The sequence below is a fragment of the Haemophilus parainfluenzae genome, from assembly GCF_014931375.1.
Lineage (GTDB): Bacteria > Pseudomonadota > Gammaproteobacteria > Enterobacterales > Pasteurellaceae > Haemophilus_D.
Genome location: NZ_CP063117.1, coordinates 1,245,913 through 1,269,615, shown reverse-complemented (window position 1 = coordinate 1,269,615; position 23,703 = coordinate 1,245,913). Strand labels below are relative to the sequence as shown.

General features: G+C 39.9%; 22 protein-coding genes. 12 read left to right on the top strand and 10 right to left on the bottom strand.

What is annotated here, in order from left to right:
• Nucleotides 1-245: 245 nt before the first annotated feature.
• From fdnG to fdhE, 4 genes are read left to right on the top strand one after another with little or no spacing between them, the layout of a single operon-like run.
• Nucleotides 246-3,329: a formate dehydrogenase-N subunit alpha gene (gene fdnG, locus INP95_RS06250; protein ID WP_197560349.1), complete on the top strand. Its 3,084-nt coding sequence runs from the start codon at nt 246-248 to the stop codon at nt 3,327-3,329.
• A gap of 1 nt (nt 3,330) precedes the next feature.
• On the top strand, nt 3,331-4,266 hold the full coding sequence (gene fdxH, locus INP95_RS06245; protein WP_049365401.1) for a formate dehydrogenase subunit beta: 936 nt from the start codon (nt 3,331-3,333) through the stop codon (nt 4,264-4,266).
• Nucleotides 4,259-4,975, top strand: a complete 717-nt coding sequence (locus tag INP95_RS06240) for a formate dehydrogenase subunit gamma (protein WP_049365400.1) — start codon at nt 4,259-4,261, stop codon at nt 4,973-4,975. The genes fdxH and INP95_RS06240 overlap by 8 nt, the downstream gene beginning before the upstream one ends.
• Nucleotides 4,976-5,035: 60 nt before the next feature.
• Complete coding sequence (gene fdhE, locus INP95_RS06235; RefSeq protein ID WP_197544433.1) at nt 5,036-5,944, top strand: formate dehydrogenase accessory protein FdhE; 909 nt, start codon at nt 5,036-5,038, stop codon at nt 5,942-5,944.
• A 55-nt stretch (nt 5,945-5,999) separates the two neighbouring features.
• Here fdhE and rimI read toward each other — a convergent pair whose 3' ends face one another.
• From rimI to INP95_RS06220, 3 genes are read right to left on the bottom strand one after another with little or no spacing between them, the layout of a single operon-like run.
• A complete protein-coding gene (gene rimI, locus INP95_RS06230; RefSeq protein ID WP_197561033.1) occupies nt 6,000-6,440 on the bottom strand; it encodes a ribosomal protein S18-alanine N-acetyltransferase in 441 nt (146 codons plus the stop codon).
• Between the two features lie 5 nt (nt 6,441-6,445).
• The gene (locus INP95_RS06225; protein ID WP_197560348.1) at nt 6,446-6,850 is read right to left on the bottom strand and encodes a DNA polymerase III subunit psi; all 405 of its coding nucleotides are present in this window, start codon (nt 6,848-6,850) and stop codon (nt 6,446-6,448) included.
• Nucleotides 6,851-6,853: 3 nt separating this feature from the next.
• On the bottom strand, nt 6,854-7,447 hold the full coding sequence (locus INP95_RS06220) for a hypothetical protein (RefSeq protein WP_197560347.1): 594 nt from the start codon (nt 7,445-7,447) through the stop codon (nt 6,854-6,856).
• An 87-nt stretch (nt 7,448-7,534) separates the two neighbouring features.
• On the opposite strand from INP95_RS06220, the gene rsmC reads away from it, so the two are divergent.
• The gene (rsmC, locus tag INP95_RS06215; protein ID WP_197560346.1) at nt 7,535-8,527 is read left to right on the top strand and encodes a 16S rRNA (guanine(1207)-N(2))-methyltransferase RsmC; all 993 of its coding nucleotides are present in this window, start codon (nt 7,535-7,537) and stop codon (nt 8,525-8,527) included.
• Nucleotides 8,528-8,537: 10 nt separating this feature from the next.
• A complete protein-coding gene (locus INP95_RS06210; protein WP_049362176.1) occupies nt 8,538-9,035 on the top strand; it encodes a YbhB/YbcL family Raf kinase inhibitor-like protein in 498 nt (165 codons plus the stop codon).
• 76 nt (nt 9,036-9,111) lie between these two features.
• Here the strand turns inward: INP95_RS06210 and INP95_RS06205 are convergent, their stop codons facing one another.
• Nucleotides 9,112-9,462, bottom strand: a complete 351-nt coding sequence (locus INP95_RS06205) for a DUF496 family protein (RefSeq protein ID WP_049362174.1) — start codon at nt 9,460-9,462, stop codon at nt 9,112-9,114.
• A gap of 178 nt (nt 9,463-9,640) precedes the next feature.
• Between INP95_RS06205 and serC the strand changes: the two genes are divergently transcribed.
• The 3 genes from serC to tpx all read left to right on the top strand — a co-directional run bounded on the left by serC (nt 9,641) and on the right by tpx (nt 12,403).
• Complete coding sequence (gene serC, locus INP95_RS06200; RefSeq protein WP_065243376.1) at nt 9,641-10,723, top strand: 3-phosphoserine/phosphohydroxythreonine transaminase; 1,083 nt, start codon at nt 9,641-9,643, stop codon at nt 10,721-10,723.
• A gap of 64 nt (nt 10,724-10,787) precedes the next feature.
• Nucleotides 10,788-11,897: a histidinol-phosphate transaminase gene (hisC, locus tag INP95_RS06195; protein WP_197560345.1), complete on the top strand. Its 1,110-nt coding sequence runs from the start codon at nt 10,788-10,790 to the stop codon at nt 11,895-11,897.
• Between the two features lie 8 nt (nt 11,898-11,905).
• Nucleotides 11,906-12,403 (top strand): thiol peroxidase, encoded by a 498-nt coding sequence (tpx, locus tag INP95_RS06190; RefSeq protein ID WP_197560344.1) that lies wholly within the window; start codon nt 11,906-11,908, stop codon nt 12,401-12,403.
• A 37-nt stretch (nt 12,404-12,440) separates the two neighbouring features.
• Here tpx and INP95_RS06185 read toward each other — a convergent pair whose 3' ends face one another.
• The 4 genes from INP95_RS06185 to gshAB form a co-directional block, all read right to left on the bottom strand.
• Complete coding sequence (locus INP95_RS06185; protein WP_197560343.1) at nt 12,441-13,226, bottom strand: Cof-type HAD-IIB family hydrolase; 786 nt, start codon at nt 13,224-13,226, stop codon at nt 12,441-12,443.
• Between the two features lie 18 nt (nt 13,227-13,244).
• Nucleotides 13,245-13,709, bottom strand: a complete 465-nt coding sequence (gene ybeY, locus INP95_RS06180) for an rRNA maturation RNase YbeY (RefSeq protein ID WP_197560342.1) — start codon at nt 13,707-13,709, stop codon at nt 13,245-13,247.
• A 1-nt stretch (nt 13,710) separates the two neighbouring features.
• Complete coding sequence (locus INP95_RS06175) at nt 13,711-14,799, bottom strand: PhoH family protein (RefSeq protein WP_197560341.1); 1,089 nt, start codon at nt 14,797-14,799, stop codon at nt 13,711-13,713.
• A gap of 98 nt (nt 14,800-14,897) precedes the next feature.
• Nucleotides 14,898-17,171, bottom strand: a complete 2,274-nt coding sequence (gene gshAB, locus INP95_RS06170; RefSeq protein WP_197560340.1) for a bifunctional glutamate--cysteine ligase GshA/glutathione synthetase GshB — start codon at nt 17,169-17,171, stop codon at nt 14,898-14,900.
• 206 nt (nt 17,172-17,377) lie between these two features.
• Between gshAB and INP95_RS06165 the strand changes: the two genes are divergently transcribed.
• The 3 genes from INP95_RS06165 to INP95_RS06155 all read left to right on the top strand — a co-directional run bounded on the left by INP95_RS06165 (nt 17,378) and on the right by INP95_RS06155 (nt 21,050).
• Complete coding sequence (locus INP95_RS06165; protein WP_049365385.1) at nt 17,378-18,376, top strand: iron ABC transporter substrate-binding protein; 999 nt, start codon at nt 17,378-17,380, stop codon at nt 18,374-18,376.
• Between the two features lie 88 nt (nt 18,377-18,464).
• Nucleotides 18,465-19,985 carry an ABC transporter permease gene (locus INP95_RS06160; RefSeq protein ID WP_070591229.1) on the top strand — a complete coding sequence of 507 codons (1,521 nt, stop codon included), beginning with the start codon at nt 18,465-18,467 and terminating at the stop codon, nt 19,983-19,985.
• Nucleotides 19,986-19,997: 12 nt separating this feature from the next.
• Nucleotides 19,998-21,050 carry an ABC transporter ATP-binding protein gene (locus INP95_RS06155; RefSeq protein WP_070591231.1) on the top strand — a complete coding sequence of 351 codons (1,053 nt, stop codon included), beginning with the start codon at nt 19,998-20,000 and terminating at the stop codon, nt 21,048-21,050.
• Between the two features lie 37 nt (nt 21,051-21,087).
• Here INP95_RS06155 and INP95_RS06150 read toward each other — a convergent pair whose 3' ends face one another.
• Complete coding sequence (locus INP95_RS06150) at nt 21,088-21,807, bottom strand: TerC family protein (RefSeq protein ID WP_014065115.1); 720 nt, start codon at nt 21,805-21,807, stop codon at nt 21,088-21,090.
• Nucleotides 21,808-21,876: 69 nt separating this feature from the next.
• Entirely contained in the window at nt 21,877-23,703 is a 1,827-nt protein-coding gene (gene uvrC, locus INP95_RS06145; protein ID WP_197560339.1) for an excinuclease ABC subunit UvrC, read from the bottom strand.

Below are 23,703 nucleotides of genomic sequence, written 5' to 3'. Positions count from 1 at the left end.
AAATGTTACTTTTTTTTAACAAAAAATGTTTGTTTTGTGATCTAGCTCAAGTTTTAAAGCGATTATAACAAGTTTTGATTATAGATTTTCGGTTAAAAAATAGTTAAAATCGGATCCGTTTAAATTGGTCATTATTATAATCAATTTAATGGTTGATACGTTATTTTAACGAAATCAAATAAATTATCTACACGAATTTATACTATCGAAATATCTTAACGGTTCGCCGTTATGAAGGAGTGATTATGCAGGTCTCTAGACGTAAGTTCTTTAAGATCTGTGCAGGTGGTATGGCGGGGACGTCTGCGGCAATGTTGGGCTTTGCACCATCATCTGTTTTAGCGGCACCACGTGAATACAAATTATTACGGGCGTTTGAATCCCGTAACACCTGTACATATTGTGCAGTGAGCTGTGGTATGTTGTTATATAGCACAGGCAAACCTTACGATGCTTTAAGTAGCCATACAGGCACCAATACCCGTTCTAAATTATTCCACCTTGAAGGTGACCCTGATCATCCGGTAAGCCGTGGGGCATTATGTCCTAAAGGTGCGGGCGCATTAGACTATGTGAATAGTGAAAGCCGTGCTTTATACCCTGAATATCGTGCACCGGGTTCGGACAAATGGGTTCGTCTTTCTTGGGAAGAAGCGATCAAACGCGTTTCTCGTTTATTAAAAGATGACCGTGATGCTAACTTTGTTGAAAAAGACGCAAGTGGCAAAACAGTTAACCGTTGGACAACCACAGGTATTATGACCGCCTCCGCCATGAGCAACGAGGCCGCACTTCTTACTCATAAATGGGTGCGGATGTTGGGCATGGTGCCGATGTGTAACCAAGCGAATACTTGACACGGACCAACGGTAGCAAGTCTTGCTCCATCATTTGGTCGCGGTGCCATGACAAACAACTGGGTTGACATCAAAAACGCCAATCTTATTCTTGTTCAAGGTGGTAACCCTGCTGAAGCTCACCCTGTTGGCTTCCGTTGGGCGATCGAAGCGAAGAAAAACGGTGCGAAAATCATCGTGGTTGACCCTCGCTTTAACCGTACAGCTTCTGTCGCTGACCTTCACGCACCAATTCGTTCCGGTTCTGATATCGCATTCTTAATGGGTGTGATCCGTTACCTATTGGAAACAAATCAAATTCAACACGAATACGTTAAATACTATACCAATGCTTCATTCTTAGTTGATGAAGGCTTCAAATTTGAAGATGGTTTATTCGTAGGTTTTGATGAAGAAAAACACACTTACGATAAATCTAAATGGAATTACCAATTTGATGAAAATGGTAATGCTAAACGTGATATGACCTTACAAGATCCACGTTGTGTGATTAATATCTTGAAAGATCACGTTTCTCGCTATACCCCAGAAATGGTTGAACGTATTACCGGCGTTAAACAAAAACTCTTCTTACAAATCTGTGAAGAAATTGGTAAAACCTCTGCACCGAATAAAACCATGACGCACTTATATGCGTTAGGCTTTACTGAGCACACAATCGGTACACAAAACATTCGCTCAATGGCAATGATCCAATTACTCTTAGGTAATATGGGGATGCCAGGTGGCGGTATTAATGCATTACGTGGACACTCAAACGTACAAGGTACAACAGATATGGGCTTATTGCCGATGTCTTTACCGGGTTATATGCGTTTGCCGAATGATAAAGATACGTCCTACGAACAATACATTAATGCGATTACGCCAAAAGATATCGTACCAAACCAGGTGAACTACTATCGTAATACATCGAAATTCTTCGTGAGTATGATGAAAACGTTCTATGGTGATAAAGCCACCAAAGAAAATGGTTGGGGTTTCGATTTCTTACCAAAAGCAGACCGCTTATACGACCCTATCACTCATGTTAAGTTAATGAATGATGGCAAATTGAACGGTTGGATTTTACAAGGTTTCAACGTATTAAACTCATTACCGAATAAAAACAAAACTGTTGCGGGTATGAGCAAATTGAAATACTTAATCGTAATGGATCCGCTTCAAACTGAATCTTCTGAATTCTGGAAAAACTTTGGTGAATCAAACAATGTAACTCCAGCAGATATTCAAACTGAAGTATTCCGTTTACCAACCACCTGTTTCGCTGAAGAAGATGGTTCGATTGCTAACTCTGGTCGTTGGGCTCAATGGCACTGGAAAGGCTGTGACCAACCAGGTGAAGCGTTACCGGATGTTGAAATTCTTTCTATGATTCGTGAAGAGATGCACCGTCTTTACCAAAAAGAAGGTGGTCGTGGTATCGAATCTTTCGAAGCAATGACTTGGAACTATGCACAACCACATTCACCAAGCTCAGTAGAATTAGCGAAAGAATTAAACGGCTACGCGCTTGCTGATCTTCTCGATGCTGATGGCAACGTCATGTATAAAAAAGGTCAATTACTTAACGGATTCGCTCACTTACGTGATGATGGTACAACCTCTGCAGGTAACTGGATCTATGTGGGTCAATGGACTGAAAAAGGTAACCAAACCGCAAACCGTGACAACTCTGACCCATCAGGTTTAGGTTGTACATTAGGTTGGGGCTTCGCATGGCCAGCAAACCGTCGTATCCTTTATAGCCGTGCTTCACTTGATATTAACGGTAACCCTTGGGATAAACACCGTCAATTAATCAAATGGAACGGTAAAAACTGGAACTGGTTAGATGTCGCTGACTATGGTACACAGCCACCAGGTTCTGACGCAGGTCCATTTATTATGTCTGCGGAAGGTGTGGGCCGTCTATTCGCTGTAGATAAAATTGCGAATGGTCCTATGCCTGAGCACTATGAACCAATTGAAAGTCCGATTGACACTAACCCACTACATCCAAGTGTCGTCTCTGATCCGACTGTTCGTATTTACAAAGAAGACCGTGAATTTATCGGTTCAAACAAAGACTTCCCTTATGTGGCAACGACTTATCGTTTGACCGAGCACTTCCACAGTTGGACAGCTCAATCTGCGTTAAATATCATCGCTCAACCACAACAATTCGTGGAAATTGGTGAGAAATTAGCAGCAGAAAAAGGCATCCAAAAAGGTGATATGGTGAAAATTACTTCTCGCCGTGGCTACATTAAAGCCGTTGCAGTGGTAACAAAACGTTTGAAAGATTTAGAAGTCGACGGACGTACCGTACATCACGTGGGTATTCCAATTCACTGGAATATGAAAGCCTTAAATGGTAAAGGTAATCGTGGTTTCTCCACCAACACCTTAACACCATCTTGGGGTGAAGCAGTCACTCAAACACCAGAATATAAAACATTCTTGGTAAACATTGAGAAAGCGGAGGCATAATATGGCAGGAAGTGGTCAAGGCGTTCAATCGCAAGACATTATCAAGGTCTCCGCTACGTCTGGTTTAACACCAGCACCTCAAGCGCGTGATCATAAAGTTGAAGTAGCAAAATTAATCGATGTATCCACCTGTATCGGTTGTAAAGCCTGTCAGGTGGGCTGTTCAGAGTGGAATGACATCCGTTCTGATGTTAATGCTCAATGTGTGGGGATCTACGATAACCCAGTAGATCTTAATGCAAAAGCATGGACGGTAATGCGCTTTAACGAAGTTGAAGAAAATGATCGTTTAGAATGGTTAATCCGTAAAGATGGTTGTATGCACTGTTCAGAACCAGGCTGTTTAAAAGCTTGTCCTGCACCAGGCGCAATTATCCAATATGCGAACGGTATCGTGGATTTCCAATCTGATAAATGTATCGGTTGTGGTTACTGTATCGCAGGTTGTCCGTTCAACATTCCACGTATGAACCCAGAAGACAACCGCGTGTACAAATGTACCCTTTGTGTAGATCGTGTTTCTGTGGGCCAAGAACCGGCTTGCGTGAAAACCTGTCCAACCGGTGCAATTCGTTTCGGTTCTAAAGAAGAGATGAAACTCTACGCAGAACAACGTGTTGCTGACTTAAAATCACGTGGTTACGAAAACGCAGGTATCTACGACCCTGAAGGCGTAGGTGGTACTCACGTAATGTATGTATTACACCATGCGGATAAACCTGAGCTTTATTCTGGTCTTCCAAAAGATCCAAAAGTTGACCTCACCGTCACCCTTTGGAAAGATGTATTGAAACCAGTAGCGGCTGTAGCAATGGGTGGTCTAGCACTTGCTGAAATCGCTCACTACTTAGCTGTGGGTCCAAACGTTGAAGAAGACGTAGAAGATCATCACCATGAATTTGAAGAAGAAGATAAAAAAGGGGGCAAAGATGAGTAAGATTGAGATTAGCAATGATACTCGAATCATTCGTCATAGAACGCCTGCTCGTTTTAGCCACTGGTTACTCGTAATCTGCTTCTTTATGACGATGTTCACTGGTGTGGCATTCTTCTTCCCAGATTTTGCGTGGTTAACTGAAATTTTAGGTACTCCGCAACTGGCTCGAGCAATTCACCCGTTCACCGGTATCATTATGTTCGTTGCCTTTATTTTCCTCGGCTATCTTTACTGGGATCACAACATTCCAGAGAAAAACGATATTCGTTGGTTAAAAGGTATTGTTGAAGTATTAAAAGGGAATGAGCACGCTGTTGCAGATAACGGCAAGTATAACCTTGGTCAAAAAATGTTATTCTGGACATTGAACTTGGCGATGGTCACTTTACTTGTAACCGGTATCATTATGTGGCGTCAGTATTTCTCGCACTACTTCTCTATTCCGGTATTACGTTTTGCGATTTTCCTTCACTCTTTAAGTGCATTCATGTTGTTCACCGGTATTTTGGTACACATGTATATGGCATTCTGGATTAAAGGTTCAATCCGCGGAATCGTTGAGGGTTGGGTAACCGTTCGCTGGGCGAAAAAACACCACCCGAAATGGTATCGTGATGAAGTACTTCCTAAGCTAGAAGAAGACCTTGAAAATGAAGCTGAAGGTAAAAAAGTAAAAACCAAAGCATTGTTCAAAGGTATCAATGGCTAAAATCAAAAAGTGCGGTTAAAATTGACCGCACTTTTTCTTATCAATACTTAAGAGACTATTATGAGTATCAAAATCTTATCTGCAGACGAAATCAAACAAAAAAAGAATTCATATGATATTCCACCTGTTTTGTTTGCTAACCCTAAAAATCTTTATCAACGTCGTGCAAAACGTTTAAGAGAATTAGCGAAAGATCATCCATTGGCTGATTATTTACTCTTTGCTGCAGATGTTGTGGAAAGCCAATTAAGCGTATTTGAAAAAAATCCATTAGAAAAACAGTCATTCGATAACTTAAGTGAGATCGAACCGTTAAATGCTAAAACATTTAAACGTTCTGGCATCTGGATTGAATACCTGAAAGAAATTTTACATAGCATTAAACCCAAAGCGAATGAACAGGTTGTTGCTACCATTGAAAATCTAGAAAAAGCTTCAGAGAAAGAGCTTGAGGAAATGGCTACCCATCTTTTAAGCCAAGAATATAACTTAGTAAGCACCGATAAAGCCGTCTTTATTTGGGCTGCGCTTTCTCTTTATTGGTTACAACTGGCTCAACAAATTCCTCATAACAGCCGCCAAGAAGGTATCGATAATTTGCATTACTGCCCTGTTTGTGGTTCTGCCCCTGTTGCGAGTGTTGTCCATATCGGTACTTCACAAGGTTTACGCTATTTGCACTGCAATCTCTGTGAAAGTGAGTGGAATTTAGTGCGCGCACAATGCACAAACTGCAATGAACACAAAAATCTTGAAATGTGGTCATTAAATGAAGAGCTTGCTCTTGTTCGTGCTGAAACCTGTGGCGATTGCCAAAGCTATTTAAAAATCATGTTCCAAGAAAAAGATCCGAATGTTGAAGCAGTAGCGGATGATTTAGCATCAATTTTCTTAGATATTGAAATGGAAGAAAAAGGCTTCGCACGCAGTGGATTAAATCCATTTGTCTTCCCTGCAGAAGAAGTGTAATGTCTTATTTTTCAGATAAACAAAGTGCGGTCAAAATTGACCGCACTTTTTCATTCTAGAGATAACATGCCATCACAACGGCATTTTCTCGTCCACCATCTGGTTTGGGATAATAATTCTTACGAATATCAACCTCATTAAATCCCAACTTTTCATAAAGGAATCGAGCAGGATTCGATTCACGCACTTCAAGCCAAAGCGTTTGAATACCTTTCTCTTTAAGCTTATCCATTAAACCTTGCAATAAAAACGAACCGTAGCCCTTTCCTTGTTGAGCAGGGTCAATCGCAATATTAAATAATGTGGCTTCATCTAATACCGTTTGGCAAATAGCAAATCCCAGTACTTGCTCCTTTTCCACTAATTTCAAATTGAGATAACGCTCGCCGACATTATTTTTCAATGTTCCCAATGACCAAGGCACAAGATGTGCTGCTTGTTCAATTTCATATAAGCGATCCATATCGCATTCTTTAATAGGAAAAAGAGAAGGCATCATGATTAAATTTGTTGGATTTGTTGCCAAAGCTCACGCTTAGCTTGACTATCTTGCTGGAATTGTTGCCAATCAACAGAACGATATACTCGCTCTGCATTTAAGCAATAAGGCAAAGTGCGGTCGATTTCATCAGTATTTTCAGCTAATAACCAATACCGTACAGAATGTTGTAACGTGATATGTTGAATTTGATCAAAATTCAAGCAAAGGCAATCTTCTTTTTTGAGCTCTAGCGCAAGTCGAATATCTGCAAAAAGCGGTGAACTCGAGAGATTATCATTAGCCACCACAATAAATTTCACTTGTTCTGAAACACTCACACCTACCGCCCCTTGCAATACTTCTGGGCGATGGAGCTGCCAACGGGTTATTCCCATTTCATTTAAAAGAAGATTGCGTCTATCCATAGATTAACGAGCGATAGTATCTAGCGGATAATCTCTTAAACCATTAACAATCGCTTGTTCTTGCGCTTCGGTTGGTTTTTCTTGATACGCTCTTAAACTACGGAAAGAAAGAATGTTTTTCGCTTGATAAACCACGGCAATAAAACGTTGGAAATCTTTGCCATCACAAGCATAGTAAACATCTGAAGCGTTACCAATTGTTTTTAACTCACATACTTTTTTGTTTGCATCAAGATATTTTGTCGTTAATTCAGGAACATGAGAAACATCTTTTAAATAATAGGTTTCGCTCATAATGAATTTACGATTGCTACGATCTACATTCGCCGCTCCACTTAAGAAACGCGGATCTTCTGATTTATCAAAGGCTTTTGTTTGTTTATAGAATTTCTCACCGTTGAATGTGACTTCTTGGTTACCTTTTTTGATGCGCTCAAACTGCGCATCTAAGCTTTGCGCTTGTGCAGCAGGTAATTCAACTTTTGAGCTTGTTGGTAAGGTTGAAGTTTTTTGTTTGCTACTACCTTGAAGTTGTTCGATTAATTGACAGCCAGACAATAAACTTGCCATTGCGACTGCGGTGATGATTTTTTTCATAAATAATTCCTTAATAAATACGTTTAAATCGTTTTCTTTTGTTAGAATAACATGTAATTTTAACCAATAAACCACAGGATTTAAAGCGTGATTTCTCTCGAAAGCGAAGTTTTACAACGCCATCTTCCCCTTTTTAGCGGTAAATCAATTCTTCTTGCCGGCGGCATTAATGATGATTTTCCTCAAACATTGCAAAAACATTGCCAATCCGTGCAGGTTTGGAGTTGGTATTTTGATTATGCCAAAACCCAAAGTGCGGTCAATTTTGAGGTTGAATTTCAGCCACAAGCCGATTTGATTATTTATTATTGGACGAAGAATAAACAAGAAGTGAATTTTCAGCTGATGCAACTACTCGCCAAAAGTAAAATTGGTCAAGAAGTGTTAATTATCGGTGAAAATCGTTGCGGCGTCCGTTCAGCTGAAAAACTGCTTGAACCTTACGGTGAAATCGGCAAAATCGACTCTGCTCGTCGTTGCGGTTTATACCATTTTTCCTTACAAAAACAACCGCTCTTCGATCTTCAATCTTATTGGAAATGCTACCAAAATGATGCATTAGGCGATCTCCGTATTTACAGCTTGCCGGGTGTATTCAGTGCCAATGAACTTGATAGCGGAACATCACTTCTACTTTCCACCCTAACATCGCCAATTCAAGGCAAAGTATTAGATGTTGGTTGCGGTGCGGGTGTCATTGGTTCCATGATCAAAAAACATCACCCTAAAGCGGATGTCACAATGACTGATATTCATGCAATGGCAATTCAATCCGCTCGCCAAACGCTTGCTGAAAATCAACTTGAAGGTCAGGTTATCGCAAGCGATGTGTTTTCCCACATTGAGGGAAAATTTGATCTAATCATTTCAAACCCGCCTTTCCACGATGGAGTTGATACCGCTTATCGTGCGGTGAAAGAACTTATTCAACAAGCAAAATGGCATTTAACGGCAGGCGGAGAACTGCGTATCGTTGCTAATGCATTTCTCCCCTATCCCGATTTATTAGCGCAACATTTCGGGAAATTCGAAGTCCTTGCTCAAACCACCAAATTTAAAGTGTATTCTGTGAGAAATTAAGGAGAAAACAATGTTTGTAACCAGTTCTGCCATTCAAAATGGTGCCTTTGAAGATAAATATGGCAAACGCGGCACACAATTTAGCCCAAATGGTATGCCAACCTACTCTATTCCATTTGAAATTCACGATGCACCTCAAGGCACTAAATCCTTTGCCGTTGTCTTAGAGGATAAAGATGCGATTACGGCGAGTGGTTTTGTGTGGATTCATTGGCTCATTGCAGATCTTGAACGTACGGTTATCCACGAAAATGAAAGCCAAACCGCAACAGATTATGTACAAGGTGCAAATACTTGGGCAAGTAAATTAGGTCAATTTGATATCGAAGAAGCCTCATTCTATGGTGGTATGGCCCCACCAAACTGCTTACATCGTTACGAGCTTATTGTGTATGCACTTGATACCAAACTAAACCTCAAACCGGGATTCCGTTTTAATGATCTACATTTTGCGATGCAAGGGCATATTCTAGATCAAGCTGTGGTGATGGGCACTTATGATGTTTAATCATTAATAGTTCACCCTAAAAATACCATAAAAAATGACCGCACTTCAACAAAGTGCGGTCATTTCTTTTAGAATTTTATAACGTGATTTTATTCGCGTCTTGCACTAATTTCGCATGTGCTTTTTTCTGTTCTTTCATCTTATTGCTCGTTTCACGGCGTTGAGTAGAAAGTTCCGCATTGCGAATGTTGTAATCATCTACACGACCTTCATAGTCGTCACGCATATTTTCAATAATTGCACGAACATCTTCAATGCTCATATCGTCACGGATATATTGATTTAAGTTATCTAATAATAAGACACGTTTTTGGTTATCACGAATTTTACGGTTGTTGTCTTCAATGTCGCGCTTAAGTTTATTTTTTAAACGATATAAACGCACATACTCTAATACTTCTTGGAAGGATTTATTTACATTTCCCATGATCGACTCTCTCAAAGTTAAAAATAAACTTCGGGTAATGTAGCCTTTTTTTTCGTCCCCGTCAAAAGCTTAAATTTAAATTAATGGATTAGATCAAAAAACTGTTTGATTTAGTTGATTATCCTATTCGGTAGTGGTAAAAATGAAGAATCTATTCAAAATAAAATAAGGAAACACAATGTCAAAAGTCTTTAATTTTAGTGCTGGTCCAGCCATGATTTTCCCTGAGGTACTACACAAAGCACAAGCTGAGCTAACTAACTGGCTTGGTCAAGGTGTGTCAGTGATGGAAGTCAGCCACCGTGGCAAATATTTTATGGAATTGATTACTCAAGCCGAAAAAGATCTGCGTGAAGTGTATAACATTCCAGATAATTATCGCGTGTTATTCCTACAAGGTGGGGCTCGTGGTCAATTTGCGGCATTACCGATGAACCTAATTGGTGAGAAAGGTAAAGCACTTTACTTAAATAGCGGTCACTGGTCTGCAACCGCAGCGAAAGAAGCGCGTAACTTTGCTGAAATTGATGAAATTACCATTGTGGAAAATGGTGATCACACACGCATTACCAACCTTGATTTCAGCGATATTGCGGAACAATACGATTACGTTCACTATTGCCCAAATGAAACCATCAGCGGTGTTGAAATTTTTGATGTACCAAATGTGGGCAATGCGGTGCTTGTAGCGGATATGTCATCTAATGTTCTCTCTCGCGAAATTGATATTAGCAAATTTGGTGTCATTTACGCCGGTGCACAAAAAAATCTTGGTCCAGCAGGGATTACGCTCGTGATTATTCGCGATGATTTAATTGGTCATGCTCGCCAAGCAACCCCATCAATTTGGAATTACGCCACACAGCGTGATGCTGACTCCATGATCAATACCCCGCCCACCTTTGCGTGGTATCTCTGTTCATTAGTTTTCAAACACATTCAAGCGATTGGCGGCTTAAAAGAAATTGCAAAACGTAACGCAGTGAAAGCACAAACTCTTTACGATTATATTGATAGCAGCAAACTCTATCGTAACGTAGTAGCTAAAGAAAACCGTTCAACCATGAATGTCACATTTGTGACAGGCAATCCTGAACTTGATGCTAAATTTGTTGCAGAATCTACAGCAGCCGGTCTTCAAGCCTTAAAAGGTCACAAAGTGTTAGGTGGTATGCGTGCATCTATCTATAACGCGATGCCATTAGAAGGTGTACAAGCGCTCATTGAATTCATGAAAAAATTTGAAGCTGAAAACAGCTAATTATCTGGTTAATTAAACTCAACGTGCGGGCTGAAAGGCCCGCTCGTCTTTATAAGGAAAGCATATGCAATACATCAACGTTGCCAATCAAGGCGTAAAATCTCTTTCACCTTACCAAGCCGGAAAACCCATCGAAGAACTCGAACGCGAGTTAGGCATTACTGATATCGTTAAACTTGCCTCGAATGAAAACCCTTTCGGTTTTCCTGAAAGTGCGAAAAAAGCCATTCAAGCCCAACTGGATCACCTAACTCGCTATCCTGATGCTAACGGTTTTGAACTTAAAGCGGCTATTGCGAAAAAATTTGGTGTGCAACCAAACCAAATTACCCTTGGGAATGGTTCGAACGATTTATTAGAACTTTTTGCCCATACCTTTGCGGGTGAATACGATGAAGTGATTTATTCACAATATGCTTTTATTGTTTACCCTTTAGTGACGAAAGCTATTAATGCTGTCGCAAAAGAAATCCCCGCTAAGAATTGGGGACATGATTTAAACGGATTTTTGACCGCACTTTCAGATAAAACCAAACTGATTTTTATTGCCAATCCAAACAATCCAACGGGGAATTTCTTAACGGAAGCAGAATTGGATGCTTTCTTAGCAAAAGTCCCTGAAAACGTGATTATGGTATTAGATGAAGCTTATACTGAATTTACTCATCCTAGCGAACGCGTTAATTCTTTTGCATTACTGGAAAAATACCCGAACCTTATCGTTTCTCGCTCCCTATCAAAAGCTTATGGACTTGCGGGTTTACGTATTGGCTACGCGGTCTCTAATCCTGAAATCGCAGACTTATTAAACCGTGTTCGTCAGCCATTTAACTGTAATAGTCTTGCTTTAACCAGCGCGATTGCAGTGATGAATGATGATGCTTTTGTAGAAAAAGTGGCTGAGAATAATCGCCAAGAAATGAAACGTTATGAAGCCTTCTGTCAACAATATGGCTTAGACTTTATTCCGTCTAAAGGTAACTTTATTACCATTGATTTTAAACAGCCTGCCGCACCAATTTATGATGCATTATTGCGTGAAGGCGTGATTGTACGCCCAATTGCGGGTTATGGCATGCCAAATCACTTGCGCATCAGCATTGGCTTACCACAAGAAAATGACAAATTTTTTACTGCACTTAAAAAAGTGCTGAAGTTAGGAAATAAAAAATAGGAGCTTTTATGACCCAAGTAACAATGATGGGTAATCCCATTGAAGTAAGCGGCAACTTTCCCCAAAAAGGGGAAAAAGTAACCGCACTTACGCTCACCAATAAAGAACTTGCTGACGTAACCCTTGATACTTATGCAGGAAAACGCAAGGTCTTAAATATTTTCCCGAGTATTGATACAGGTGTATGCGCAACTTCTGTCCGTAAATTCAATCAACAAGCGGCTAATTTAAAGAATGCCGTGGTGCTTTGTATTTCCGCTGATTTACCTTTTGCTCAAGCACGATTCTGTGGTGCGGAAGGTATTGAGAACGTAGAAACACTTTCTACTTTCCGCCATAAAGAAGCCCATGAAAACTTGGGGGTAAACATCACAACAGGTCCAATCGCAGGTTTAACCGCACGTTCAGTGATTGTTTTAGATGAAAACAACAACGTGTTACATAGTGAACTGGTGTCTGAAATTAAAAATGAGCCAAATTATGAAGCTGCGCTAGCCACACTATAATGAATAAGGCGCTTTTTCATAAAAAGCGCCTTTTTATTTATTCAGGGAAAATCTCATTCAATATCAATGCAATCCCATCATCATTATGCGAAGCAGTGACTCGATTGGCGGCCTGTTTAATCTCATCCGGCGCATTGCCCATTGCAACGCCTAATCCCACACTTTCTAGCATATCTAAATCGTTAAAGTTATCACCAAAAGCGACACATTCTTCCATCTTCACATGAAAGAAATCTTCGAGAAAGCGTACCGCATTACCTTTTGTTGCCGATTTATGCATCACTTCAAGGAAATTCGCATGAGAACGGCAAATACTTAAATGCGGGAATTTCTCTTTCAAAATTTGCTCAATACCAATCACTTCATCTGTTTCACCGATGATTTGAATTTTATGCGGAGAATAGACCGCACTTTCATCATAAGGATCAATCTGAATGCCTGTTACGCTACGTTCGTAAATCACCCATTTATTATCCACATCGCGAGCGACGCAATCATCATAGGTATAATAATTGACACCCAGCGCAGGATGGTCTGCCAATACTTGGTTAATGGCTTGGATATCAGCTGGATCAATTTGAACCGAGTAAATAGGCGTTGAGTTTTTATCTAAAATCAAGGCGCCACTGAATGCCACAATGATATTGTAATTTTCAATGAGTTTCGCATAAGGCCAAATACCAAGCGGCGAACGCGCAGAGATTGGTGTAAATGGAATACCTTGGTTTGTAATACGTTGAATTGCATCTAAGGTTTTAGGCGAAATTCGATGATCGGAAGTTAATAAAGTACCATCAAAATCGCTGAATACGGCTTTATACATAATTGCTCCAAATCGTCATTATTTTTCGGAAAGGTAAGGATCGGCAAAGCCTAAACCCTGCATAATTTCAGTTTCTAAACTTTCCATTTCTTCGGCTTCATCATCTTCAATATGATCATAACCCAGTAAATGTAAGCTACCATGCACAATCATATGCGCCCAATGTGCCATTAAAGGCTTTTCTTGCTCGATAGCTTCACGTTCCACCACCTGACGACAAATCACCAAATCGCCCAACAGTGGTAATTCCACTTCATCGGGACATTCAAAAGGGAAAGACAATACATTGGTTGGACGATCTTTACCACGATAAGTTAAATTTAACTCATGACTTTCCGCTTCATCCACAATACGCACCGTCATTTCCACATTATCACTTTCTGGTTGAACTGCGGCAGTTGCCCATTGCAGAATTTGTTCTTCTGATGGCAAGCCTTCTGTATTTTCACTTGCCAGTTGCAAATCAATAATCATATTGCCCATGTTATTCTCCTAAATTCGTTTCATTTTCTGACCGCACTTTTTGCTCACGTTCAGCTCGACGCTGCGCAGCGATTTCTTGACGGCGAATTTCATCTTGGGCTTCCCATTCTTCGTAAGCTTGCACTACTTTTGCCACCACAGGATGTCGCACAATATCTTTACTTTCAAAGTAGTTAAAGCTTAATTCCGATACTTTGCTTAATACTTCCATGGCGTGGCGTAAACCTGATTTTGTGCTGCGTGGTAAATCGATTTGAGTCACATCCCCTGTAATCACGGCTTTGGAATTAAAACCAATACGGGTCAAAAACATTTTCATTTGTTCAACCGTCGTATTTTGGCTTTCATCTAAAATAATAAAGCTGTCATTAAGTGTACGCCCACGCATATAAGCCAATGGCGCGATTTCAATCACATTACGCTCCATCAATTTTTGTACCCGTTCAAAGCCTAACATTTCAAATAATGCATCATAAAGTGGGCGTAAATAAGGCTCAATTTTCTGGCCTAAATCACCCGGCAAGAAACCTAATTTTTCGCCCGCTTCCACCGCAGGACGAGTCAGCAAAATGCGACGAATTTCTTGACGCTCTAGAGCCTCAACGGCAGCCGCTACGGCTAAAAAGGTTTTCCCTGTTCCAGCGGGTCCAATCCCAAAACTGATATCGTGCGTAAGAATATTGTGTAAATATTGAATTTGGTTTTCACCACGTGGTTTAATCAAACCTCGCTTAGTTTTAATTGTGGTGCTATAGACGTGATTTTCACTGCGTGACTCACTTCCTTCTTGCAATAACATTCTGCTCTCTTGTAAGGCAATATGCACATCTTCCAAATCAAGTTCGTTCACTTTCCCTTTAATTGGTGCTGTATCCACATATAATGCTTGGATTAATTTAGCCGCACGCTCAATTAATTGTTCATGGTGAGATTTTGGATTTTCATCATTTGATTTCACGGTGAAAGTGAAATTATTGCGGGAAATATTGAGGTTAAATTCTTTTTCAATCAGTTTGATATTTTCATCGAATGCACCGCAAAGGGATTGCAGACGATCATTTTCTTGAGGTTCTAAGGTAAAAGTTGTCATTAAATTTCATTTTAGAATTGTGAATACTGTCTCCATTTTAGCCTAATTACGATGAATGTAAAACGGGCTTCACCAACTGATGAAGCCCCATAACAAAATTAAGGCAATTCAGGGAAAAGCATCTTAATCACATTCATTGTCAATCGTCGAGATTGTCCACTAAATGGGAAAATATGCATCATCATCATAGGGTTAAAGTTTGCTTCAATTACGCCCCACGAACGTAGGCTCGGTTCTGCCGGCTTTTTCAAATCAGGAATAATCAAATCTACGCCACATACTGCCGCCCCCATTGCTTTGCTAATCCCGACCGCAATTTCTTTGTAACTGGCATGCATTTCATCCGTCATATCAATAGAATCGCCGCCTGTACTAATATTGGAATTCGCACGTAATTGGACAAGTTGATCTTTCGCTGGAATAGAATCTACAGTTAAGCCTTGTTCCTTAAGCTGCAACTGCTCAATATCCCCTAATGCAATTTTTTTCAATGGTGTTCGACTACCATCGCCCCGTAAAGGATGATCATTTTTAGCCGCAACTAATTCAGCAACAGTATGTACACCATCTCCAATGACATTTGCTGGAACACGTAATAAGACAGCTAACGTTTGATCGCCTAGCACAAAGAAACGGTATTCGGTGCCAAGTAGATAATCTTCAACCATGATCTCTTTATCTTCACGGAAAGCAATTTCTACTGCTTTTGCAAAATCCTCTCTATTCGTTACACCTTGTTGGAAAATACTGATCCCCAAACCAAAATTCGTTGATTTTGGCTTAATCACGACAGCTCGATTTTCAAAAAGTGGGACATTTTCGACCGCACTTTTCACATCGGTAAACTCAAGGCTTTGCGGTACGTTAAAGCCTGCTTTCGCTAACACTTTCTTCGTCACTACTTTATTTTCCATGATGAGTGGGGAAATATAGCTATCGTGAGAAGTCATATTACCGTTTTTCACATATTCCAAATGGTCGCCAAATTGAAGACTGATAAATTGATCGCGTTCATCTAAAATCTCAATCTTTAATCCTTTTTGAATTGCATCAAATAATAACGCCTGTGTAGACAGCTCCATATTATCAAACGCACTTAATGCATAAAAACGTTCAAAGGCTTTTGCTTTATTGGATTGCGCGATATCTGCCCCTAATTGTTGGTAACTACCGACCTGTTCAATTGCCGCGACGACTTTTGCACAAAGCGTTTGGCTTGGATCCGCAAATTGTCCTAATTTGTCTTTAACAATTGTTTTAATCTCATCACTTACATTGAGTTGCTCAAGCATTTTGAGCATTTCAAGGAGGACTAATTCCCCTTCTACCGCATAAACACTTTGCTCTCTTGGATCTTCCCATGCCACTTCAGCAAGACGTGCTTTGCCTAATTTTATGCCTTCTTGATCAGCGGTATCATCAAGCCATGCCATTAACAAAATAAAATAATGAATGAATTTCGCATCAGCAAGTTCCATTCCATAAGGTGCAAACGGATTGAGATCAAACAAACGAAATTCTAAATATTGAATTCCTTTTTCAAGTAAATCTCGCGCTTTTTTAGCACCACGTAAACGTACGCTTGAGTAAAACTCTTTTTCCGCAATCAAATCACCCGATTTAACCCAGTATTCTAACGTCTCAACATACTCTTGCAAACTGTCATAAGAGACGTGGATCTTCGGATCATTCACATAACCATATTTCCCTGAACGTAAACTCCGCACATATTGATGCAGTTTAAGAGGGGAATTGTCTCTGAAATATTTTTCCTCTACCGTCGGTGTTGCAGAAAACAAGTAAAGTAAAATCCATTGGTAGCGTAAGAAGTTCTTCGCTATTTTTAGGTAAAAATTATTTTGAAAATCAACCGCACTTTGTGTTTCATTTTGCGCATGAAATAAGGCATCAATAAACTTAGGGTCAATTTGAAAATTGTAATGAATACCACTGACCATTTGCTTATATTTACCGTAAGACTGAACTAAATGCTCACGATAAGCCACATCTTCCAGATTATCTAATTGTGCAACCTTAATTTGCTCTTCTGGCGGTAACCCTGCAGGCATACTAAAAGGAAAAATAAATTCATCCTCTGGTAAAGTACGTAAAGTTACTTCATGAATAGCTGAAAGCCAACGCAATGTATCTTCTAATTTTTTCATCGGAGGAGTCACCAATTCCAACTGACTTTCTGCAAAATCTGTTTGAATGTAAGGGTGGAAACGACGATTACCAAAAGCTTTGGGGTGCAATGATGTCACTATTGAACCATCTGCATGCACCCGTTGACTTTCCTTTTCAATCCCAAATGACCCTTGCTGAAATAAGAGCTCTAGGTGATGTTGTTTAATGATTTGCTGAATATTCATATCCGTCCTTATTAGAAATTTCCACCTGACATTATGGAGAAAAAACAACGTAGAGCGAAGTAAGAAAATAGAATGGAATATGAAATTTTGATATAAGAGAAAAATATCTGAGAATTATTTGCATTATCTATTATAGATTATTAGAATGGGACGATTCTTATTTTTAGAAAAATGGACAATTTGTCCAATCACATAAAGGAGTTTTCATGAAAATTAAGCATTTCCAAATTGCAGCCCTTACCGGCTTAATGGCATTTGCAGGCTTCGCTTCTGCAGATATTACCGTTTACAACGGACAACATAAAGAAGGTGCAAAAGCCGTTGCCGATGCGTTTACAAAAGCAACGGGCATTAAAGTGACCTTAAACAGTGCGAAAAGCGATCAACTTGCGGGCCAATTGAAAGAAGAGGGAGATAAAACCCCTGCAGATGTATTCTATTCCGAACAAACTGCACCTTTCGCAGCACTCTCTGATGCGGGTTTGTTAGAACCGCTTTCAGCAGACACCATTAAACAAACTGCACACAAAGGTGTGCCTGTTGCACCGAAAAAAGACTGGATCGCATTAAGCGGCCGTTCTCGTGTTGTGGTTTATGATCACACCAAATTATCTGAAAAAGACATGGAAAAATCCGTGTTAGATTATGCAACACCAAAATGGAAAGACAAAATTGGTTATGTTCCGACTTCAGGTGCATTCTTAGAGCAAGTTGTTGCGATTACTAAATTAAAAGGTAAAGATGCGGCACTTAAATGGTTAAAAGGTTTGAAAGAAAACGGTAAACTTTATGCAAAAAACAGCGTTGCCCTTCAAGCCGTTGAAAATGGCGAAGTACCAGCAGCGTTAATTAACAACTATTACTGGTATGCACTTGCAAAAGAAAAAGGTGCTGATAACCTCAAAACACGTCTTTACTTCATTCGTCATCAAGATCCAGGTGCATTAGTGACCTATTCTGGTGCAGCTGTATTAAAAGGTTCTAAAAATAAAGAAGAAGCGAAAAAATTCGTTGATTTCTTAGCAAGTAAAGAAGGACAAGAAGCGTTTGTTTCAGTACGTGCAGAATACCCACTTCGTACCGATGTGGTTTCTCCATTTAACATGGAACCTTATGCAAAATTAGAAGCGCCTGTTGTTTCGGCAACCACTTCTGAAGACAAAGACAATGCAAACAAACTTATTGAAGAAGCTGGTTTGAAATAAGTTTAATTTGCTATGCTATGCAATATAGGGCGTGTAATACACGCCCTTCTGTTATTTACTCTACACTAATACTTTCAAAGGATTTTTTGTGTCTAATCGCCCTCCTCGCTGGCTTGTTGCCTTAATCGTGCTGATTAGTTTGCCATTATTACTCCCTTTTTTGTATGTTATTGAACGAGCTGCAGATGTTGGATTAGCTCGCAGCATTGAATTACTTTGGCGCCCAAGAATGTGGGAACTGCTCAGTAATACCCTACTTTTAATGGTATTTGTCACGCTTTTTGCCATTATTCTCGGCACACTATGTGCGTTTTTATTAGAACGTTATCGCTTTTGTGGAAAAGGCTTTTTCCAAGTTGCCATGACGCTTCCGCTTTGTATTCCTGCCTTTGTCAGCTGTTTTACCTGGATCAGTCTCACCTTTAGAGTAGAGGGCTTATGGGGAACTATCGGCATTATGACGCTGAGTTCTTTCCCACTCGCTTATCTTCCTGTGGCAGCAACTTTAAAAAGACTCGACCGATCTTTAGAAGAAGTGAGTCTTTCACTGGCGAAAAGCCAGGCTTACACATTTTGGCATGCGATTTTCCCGCAACTCAAACCCGCTATCGGCAGTAGCGTATTATTAATTGCCCTTCATATGTTAGTGGAGTTCGGTGCGGTATCCATTTTAAATTACCAAACTTTCACCACCGCCATTTTCCAAGAATATGAAATGGCCTTTAATAACAATACCGCTGCCTTACTTTCTGGTGTGTTAATGGTCATTTGTATCCTTGTGGTGATGGGCGAAATTCGTTTTAGAGGCACACAAACACTCTATCAAAGCGGCAAAGGCGTAATACGCCCCTATCCATTAAAAACGCTCTCTGTTGGAAAACAAATTTTAGTCGTGAGTTTCTTTACAACCATTTTTGTGCTCAGTATTGGAGTGCCGATTACCATGCTGATTTATTGGCTAAAAGTAGGAAATTCCATTGAAAGTGCGGTCGATTTTGGGGAATTTTTTACCGCTTTCACAAACTCACTCACCATATCAACACTGGGTGCTGCGCTTACCGTTATTTGTGCCTTACCATTAGTATGGGCGGCAGTACGCTATCGCAGTAAATTGACGATTTGGCTTGATCGCATCCCTTATCTACTTCATGCAGTACCAGGGCTCGTGATCGCATTATCGTTAGTTTTCTTTACCATCAACTATGCGTATTCCCTTTATCAAACCTTTGCTATGGTTGTGGTCGCCTACTTTATGCTTTATCTTCCAATGGCACAAACGACCTTACGAGGATCGCTTGAACAGATGTCTGATAACATCGAAAAGGTGGGACAAAGTTTAGGCCGTAGCAACTTTTATATTTTCCGTACCTTAGTCATCCCCGCTATGTTACCTGGAATTGCTGCCGCATTTGCTTTAGTTTTTTTAAACTTAATGAAAGAGCTCACCGCAACCCTATTACTCACACCGAATGATATTAAAACGCTTTCAACCGCAGTGTGGGAATATACATCCGATGCACAATATGCGGCAGCCACGCCTTATGCCATTATGTTAGTGCTATTTTCCGGGATTCCTGTATTTTTACTGAAACGATACGGTTTTAAATAACGAAAAGATAAAATGACAACATTACTCGATATTAAAAATTTGAATAAATCCTTTAATGGACAACAGGTTTTACACAATATCTCGCTACAATTAGAGAAAGGTGAAATTTTGTTTCTTCTTGGTGCATCTGGTTGTGGGAAAACCACCTTATTGCGTAGCATTGCTGGTTTTGAACAACCAACAAGCGGTGAGATTTGGTTAAAAAATCAACCTATTTTTAACGACAATATCAATGTGCCAACCCAACAGCGCAAATTAGGTTATGTGGTACAAGAAGGTGTGTTATTCCCCCATTTAAATGTTTACCGCAACATTGCTTATGGCTTAGGAGATGGCAAAGGAAAAACAGAGGCGGAAAAACAACGCATACAGGAAGTAATGAAACTAACCGGCATTAGCAGCTTAGCTGATCGTTTTCCTCATCAGCTTTCAGGCGGGCAACAACAGCGTGTTGCACTTGCTCGAGCCCTCGCACCAAGCCCTGAACTCATCCTGTTTGATGAGCCATTCAGTGCATTAGATGAGCATCTAAGAAATCAAATTCGTTACGATATGTTACAAGTATTAAGAGAAAGTGGCTCATCCGCTATATTTGTGACCCATGATCGTGATGAAGCGCTCTGTTATGCAGATAAAATTGCGGTGATTCAAGAAGGAAGAATCCTCCAAATTGCGACACCTAAAACACTGTATTGGTCACCGCAGCATTTATCCATCGCCACATTTATCGGAGAAAGTATTATTTTCCCTACAACATTAAAAAATGATGCTATCGCGACCTGTCAATTAGGTGAGGTCGCTGTCGAAAATAAAGGAAATGGTCATACGCAAGGGAAGGTTTTATTCCGCCCTGAGCAATTCTCTCTTGCAAAAAAAATCCAAGATCCGACTGCGTCTTTTAAAGGTGAGATTAAACGGATTGAATCGAGAGGACGCGCTATTAATCTTTGTATTGATGTCGGCGGTTATGAATTTAATCTTAATGAAGATCTCATTAATCATTACCAAATTGGAGAACAAGTCACCCTGTATTTATATGGAAAAGGCGTGTTCTATAATGATTAAAAAAGGCGGAACACATTGTTCCGCCCTTTTTATATAATTAATGTCCAAGTGATTTTCGCATCTTGATGTTGAGCATTTCCACCACTGCAGAGAAGCCCATAGCAAAGTAAATGTAGCCTTTCGGAATATGAATATCTAAGCTTTCTGCAATTAAACTTACGCCCACTAAAATTAAGAAGGCTAAGGCTAAAATCTTCAATGTTGGATGAGTATCTACAAAATCACCAATTGGTTTCGCGGCAAACATCATCACACCAACTGCAATCATAATTGCCAAGATCATCACAGGAAGGTGATTTGCCATCCCTACCGCGGTGATCACTGAATCTAAAGAAAATACAATATCTAAAATTGCAATTTGGATTAACACGCCCAAATAGCTGACTTTCTTCTTGTTATTCTCTTCTTCATGATGTGCTTCAGGATGCATCGCTTCTTTAATTTCGCCTGTACTTTTCACTATTAGGAATAAGCCTCCAAGGAATAAAATCAAATCTCGACCCGAAATTTCCTGACCGACTAACGTGAACAACGGCTCCGTTAATTTCATCATCCAAGAAAGGGAAACTAGAAGTAAAATACGGGTAATCATCGCTAATCCAAGGCCGATAATACGACCAGATTGACGTTGATTTGCGGGTAAACGTCCCACTAAAATACTAATAAAAATAATGTTATCGATACCCAAGACGATTTCAAGTGCGGTCAAAGTAAGCAATGAAATCCATGCTTCGGGATCAACAAGCCATTCAAACATAATATATTCCTATATAAAATCCGAAAGGTTGAAATAATAGACAGTTCGCGTAGAAAATCAAGATTTTTCCTAACTTTTTAAGGTCTCGAAAATCTTTTCCGCTAACGCTTTAGAAATACCGGGTACAGAGGCGATTTCATCCAATGTGGCATTTTTGACACCTTGTAATCCACCTAAATATTTCAACAAGGCTTGGCGTCGTTTAGCGCCTACCCCTTCAATGGTTTCCAATCCACTTTGGGTAAAGGCTTTTTGGCGTTTTTGACGATGGCCGCTAATTGCATGATTATGGCTTTCATCTCGAATATGTTGGATTAAATGCAGTGCAAGGCTATCATCCGGCAAATGGATTTCACGATCTTGTTTGCTGATAATCAACACCTCTTGTCCTGCTCGACGATCCACTCCTTTTGCTACACCAATTAAGTGCGGTCGATTTTTATCCCATTTTACGTTGAGGTGATGAAAAACCTCTAAGGCACGATTAAGCTGCCCTTTACCACCATCAATAAAAATAATATCGGGAATTTTATCTTCATCAAGATCACGATCGTAACGTTTCTTTAAGGCTTGCTCCATCGCTGCATAGTCATCACCACCTGTAATGCCTTCAATATTAAAACGGCGATAATCTGATTTCAGTGGGCCTTCTTGATTAAATACCACGCAAGATGCCACGGTTTGATTTCCCATCGTATGGCTAATATCAAAACATTCCATACGTTTAATTTCAGGCATATCGAGCAATTCGCAAAGGGCTTGATAACGTTCGTGCATTCGGGAAGATTGTTTAAGTTGAGTCGCTAAAGCCGCTTTAGCATTAATCTGTGCTAGTTGTAGATATTTACCTTTATCGCCTTTAGCGGATTCTTGTATCACTACTTTTCGACCGGCTTGTTCAGTTAATAAGGACTCAAGCTCAGCTTTTTCATCTAATTTATGATCCACAATAATACTATTAGGAATACTTCTGCCCTGATGACCTTGCAAATAAAACTGCCCAACAAACGTCGCCGTTAATTCAGATAAATCAGTATTAGCAGGCACTTTTGGAAAATAACTACGATTGCCTAATACTTTACCTTGACGAATAAACATCACCTGAACACAAGCTAAACCATGCTGATACGCAATAGACATAATATCCATATCGTCCAAACGTTCATTGGATACGAATTGTTTTTCGATAACTGCACGAACGGCTTGAATTTGATCACGATAGCGTGCCGCCCCTTCAAAATCCAAGTCTCGGCTCGCCTGTTCCATTTTGCCAATGAGGTAATCTAATACTTGCTGATCTTTTCCTTGCAAAAATAATCGCGCTAATTCCACTTGTTGGTTATATTCTTCATCTGTCACATAACCTGGCACACAAGGTGCTGAGCAACGTCCGATTTGATATTGCAAACAAGGACGGGAACGATTGTTATAAACCGAATTTTCACATTGACGAACAGGGAATAATTTTTGCATTAACGACAAGGTTTCACGCACTGCCCCCGCATGAGGATAAGGGCCGAAATATTCGCCTGCAATTTTTTTCGTTCCGCGATAAGAAGTAATACGAGGATGACGTTCTTTCGTCAGTAAAATAAAAGGATAGGATTTATCATCTCGCAATAATACGTTATAACGAGGCTGATAAAGTTTAATAAAGTTATGCTCAAGCAATAACGCTTCTGTTTCAGAAGACGTAATGGTTGTGTCGATATGATGAATTGACGACACTAAGGCTTCTGTTTTTTTGCTGCTTAAGTTTTTGCGGAAATAGCTGGAAAGTCGCTTTTTGAGATCTTTCGCTTTGCCCACATAAATAACCTGATCTTTATCGTCATACATACGATAAACACCAGGTTCATGAGAAACGTCTGAGAGAAACTTCTTGGAATCAAACAT

Coding starts and splice junctions, on each gene's coding strand:
- fdxH (WP_049365401.1), top strand. CDS start 3,331: ATGGCAGGAAGTGGTCAAGGCGTTCAATCGCAAGACATTATCAAGGTC.
- INP95_RS06240 (WP_049365400.1), top strand. CDS start 4,259: ATGAGTAAGATTGAGATTAGCAATGATACTCGAATCATTCGTCATAGA.
- fdhE (WP_197544433.1), top strand. CDS start 5,036: ATGAGTATCAAAATCTTATCTGCAGACGAAATCAAACAAAAAAAGAAT.
- rimI (WP_197561033.1), bottom strand. CDS start 6,440: ATGCCTTCTCTTTTTCCTATTAAAGAATGCGATATGGATCGCTTATAT.
- INP95_RS06225 (WP_197560348.1), bottom strand. CDS start 6,850: ATGGATAGACGCAATCTTCTTTTAAATGAAATGGGAATAACCCGTTGG.
- INP95_RS06220 (WP_197560347.1), bottom strand. CDS start 7,447: ATGAAAAAAATCATCACCGCAGTCGCAATGGCAAGTTTATTGTCTGGC.
- INP95_RS06210 (WP_049362176.1), top strand. CDS start 8,538: ATGTTTGTAACCAGTTCTGCCATTCAAAATGGTGCCTTTGAAGATAAA.
- INP95_RS06205 (WP_049362174.1), bottom strand. CDS start 9,462: ATGGGAAATGTAAATAAATCCTTCCAAGAAGTATTAGAGTATGTGCGT.
- serC (WP_065243376.1), top strand. CDS start 9,641: ATGTCAAAAGTCTTTAATTTTAGTGCTGGTCCAGCCATGATTTTCCCT.
- hisC (WP_197560345.1), top strand. CDS start 10,788: ATGCAATACATCAACGTTGCCAATCAAGGCGTAAAATCTCTTTCACCT.
- tpx (WP_197560344.1), top strand. CDS start 11,906: ATGACCCAAGTAACAATGATGGGTAATCCCATTGAAGTAAGCGGCAAC.
- INP95_RS06185 (WP_197560343.1), bottom strand. CDS start 13,226: ATGTATAAAGCCGTATTCAGCGATTTTGATGGTACTTTATTAACTTCC.
- ybeY (WP_197560342.1), bottom strand. CDS start 13,709: ATGGGCAATATGATTATTGATTTGCAACTGGCAAGTGAAAATACAGAA.
- INP95_RS06175 (WP_197560341.1), bottom strand. CDS start 14,799: ATGACAACTTTTACCTTAGAACCTCAAGAAAATGATCGTCTGCAATCC.
- gshAB (WP_197560340.1), bottom strand. CDS start 17,171: ATGAATATTCAGCAAATCATTAAACAACATCACCTAGAGCTCTTATTT.
- INP95_RS06165 (WP_049365385.1), top strand. CDS start 17,378: ATGAAAATTAAGCATTTCCAAATTGCAGCCCTTACCGGCTTAATGGCA.
- INP95_RS06155 (WP_070591231.1), top strand. CDS start 19,998: ATGACAACATTACTCGATATTAAAAATTTGAATAAATCCTTTAATGGA.
- INP95_RS06150 (WP_014065115.1), bottom strand. CDS start 21,807: ATGTTTGAATGGCTTGTTGATCCCGAAGCATGGATTTCATTGCTTACT.
- uvrC (WP_197560339.1), bottom strand. CDS start 23,703: ATGTTTGATTCCAAGAAGTTTCTCTCAGACGTTTCTCATGAACCTGGT.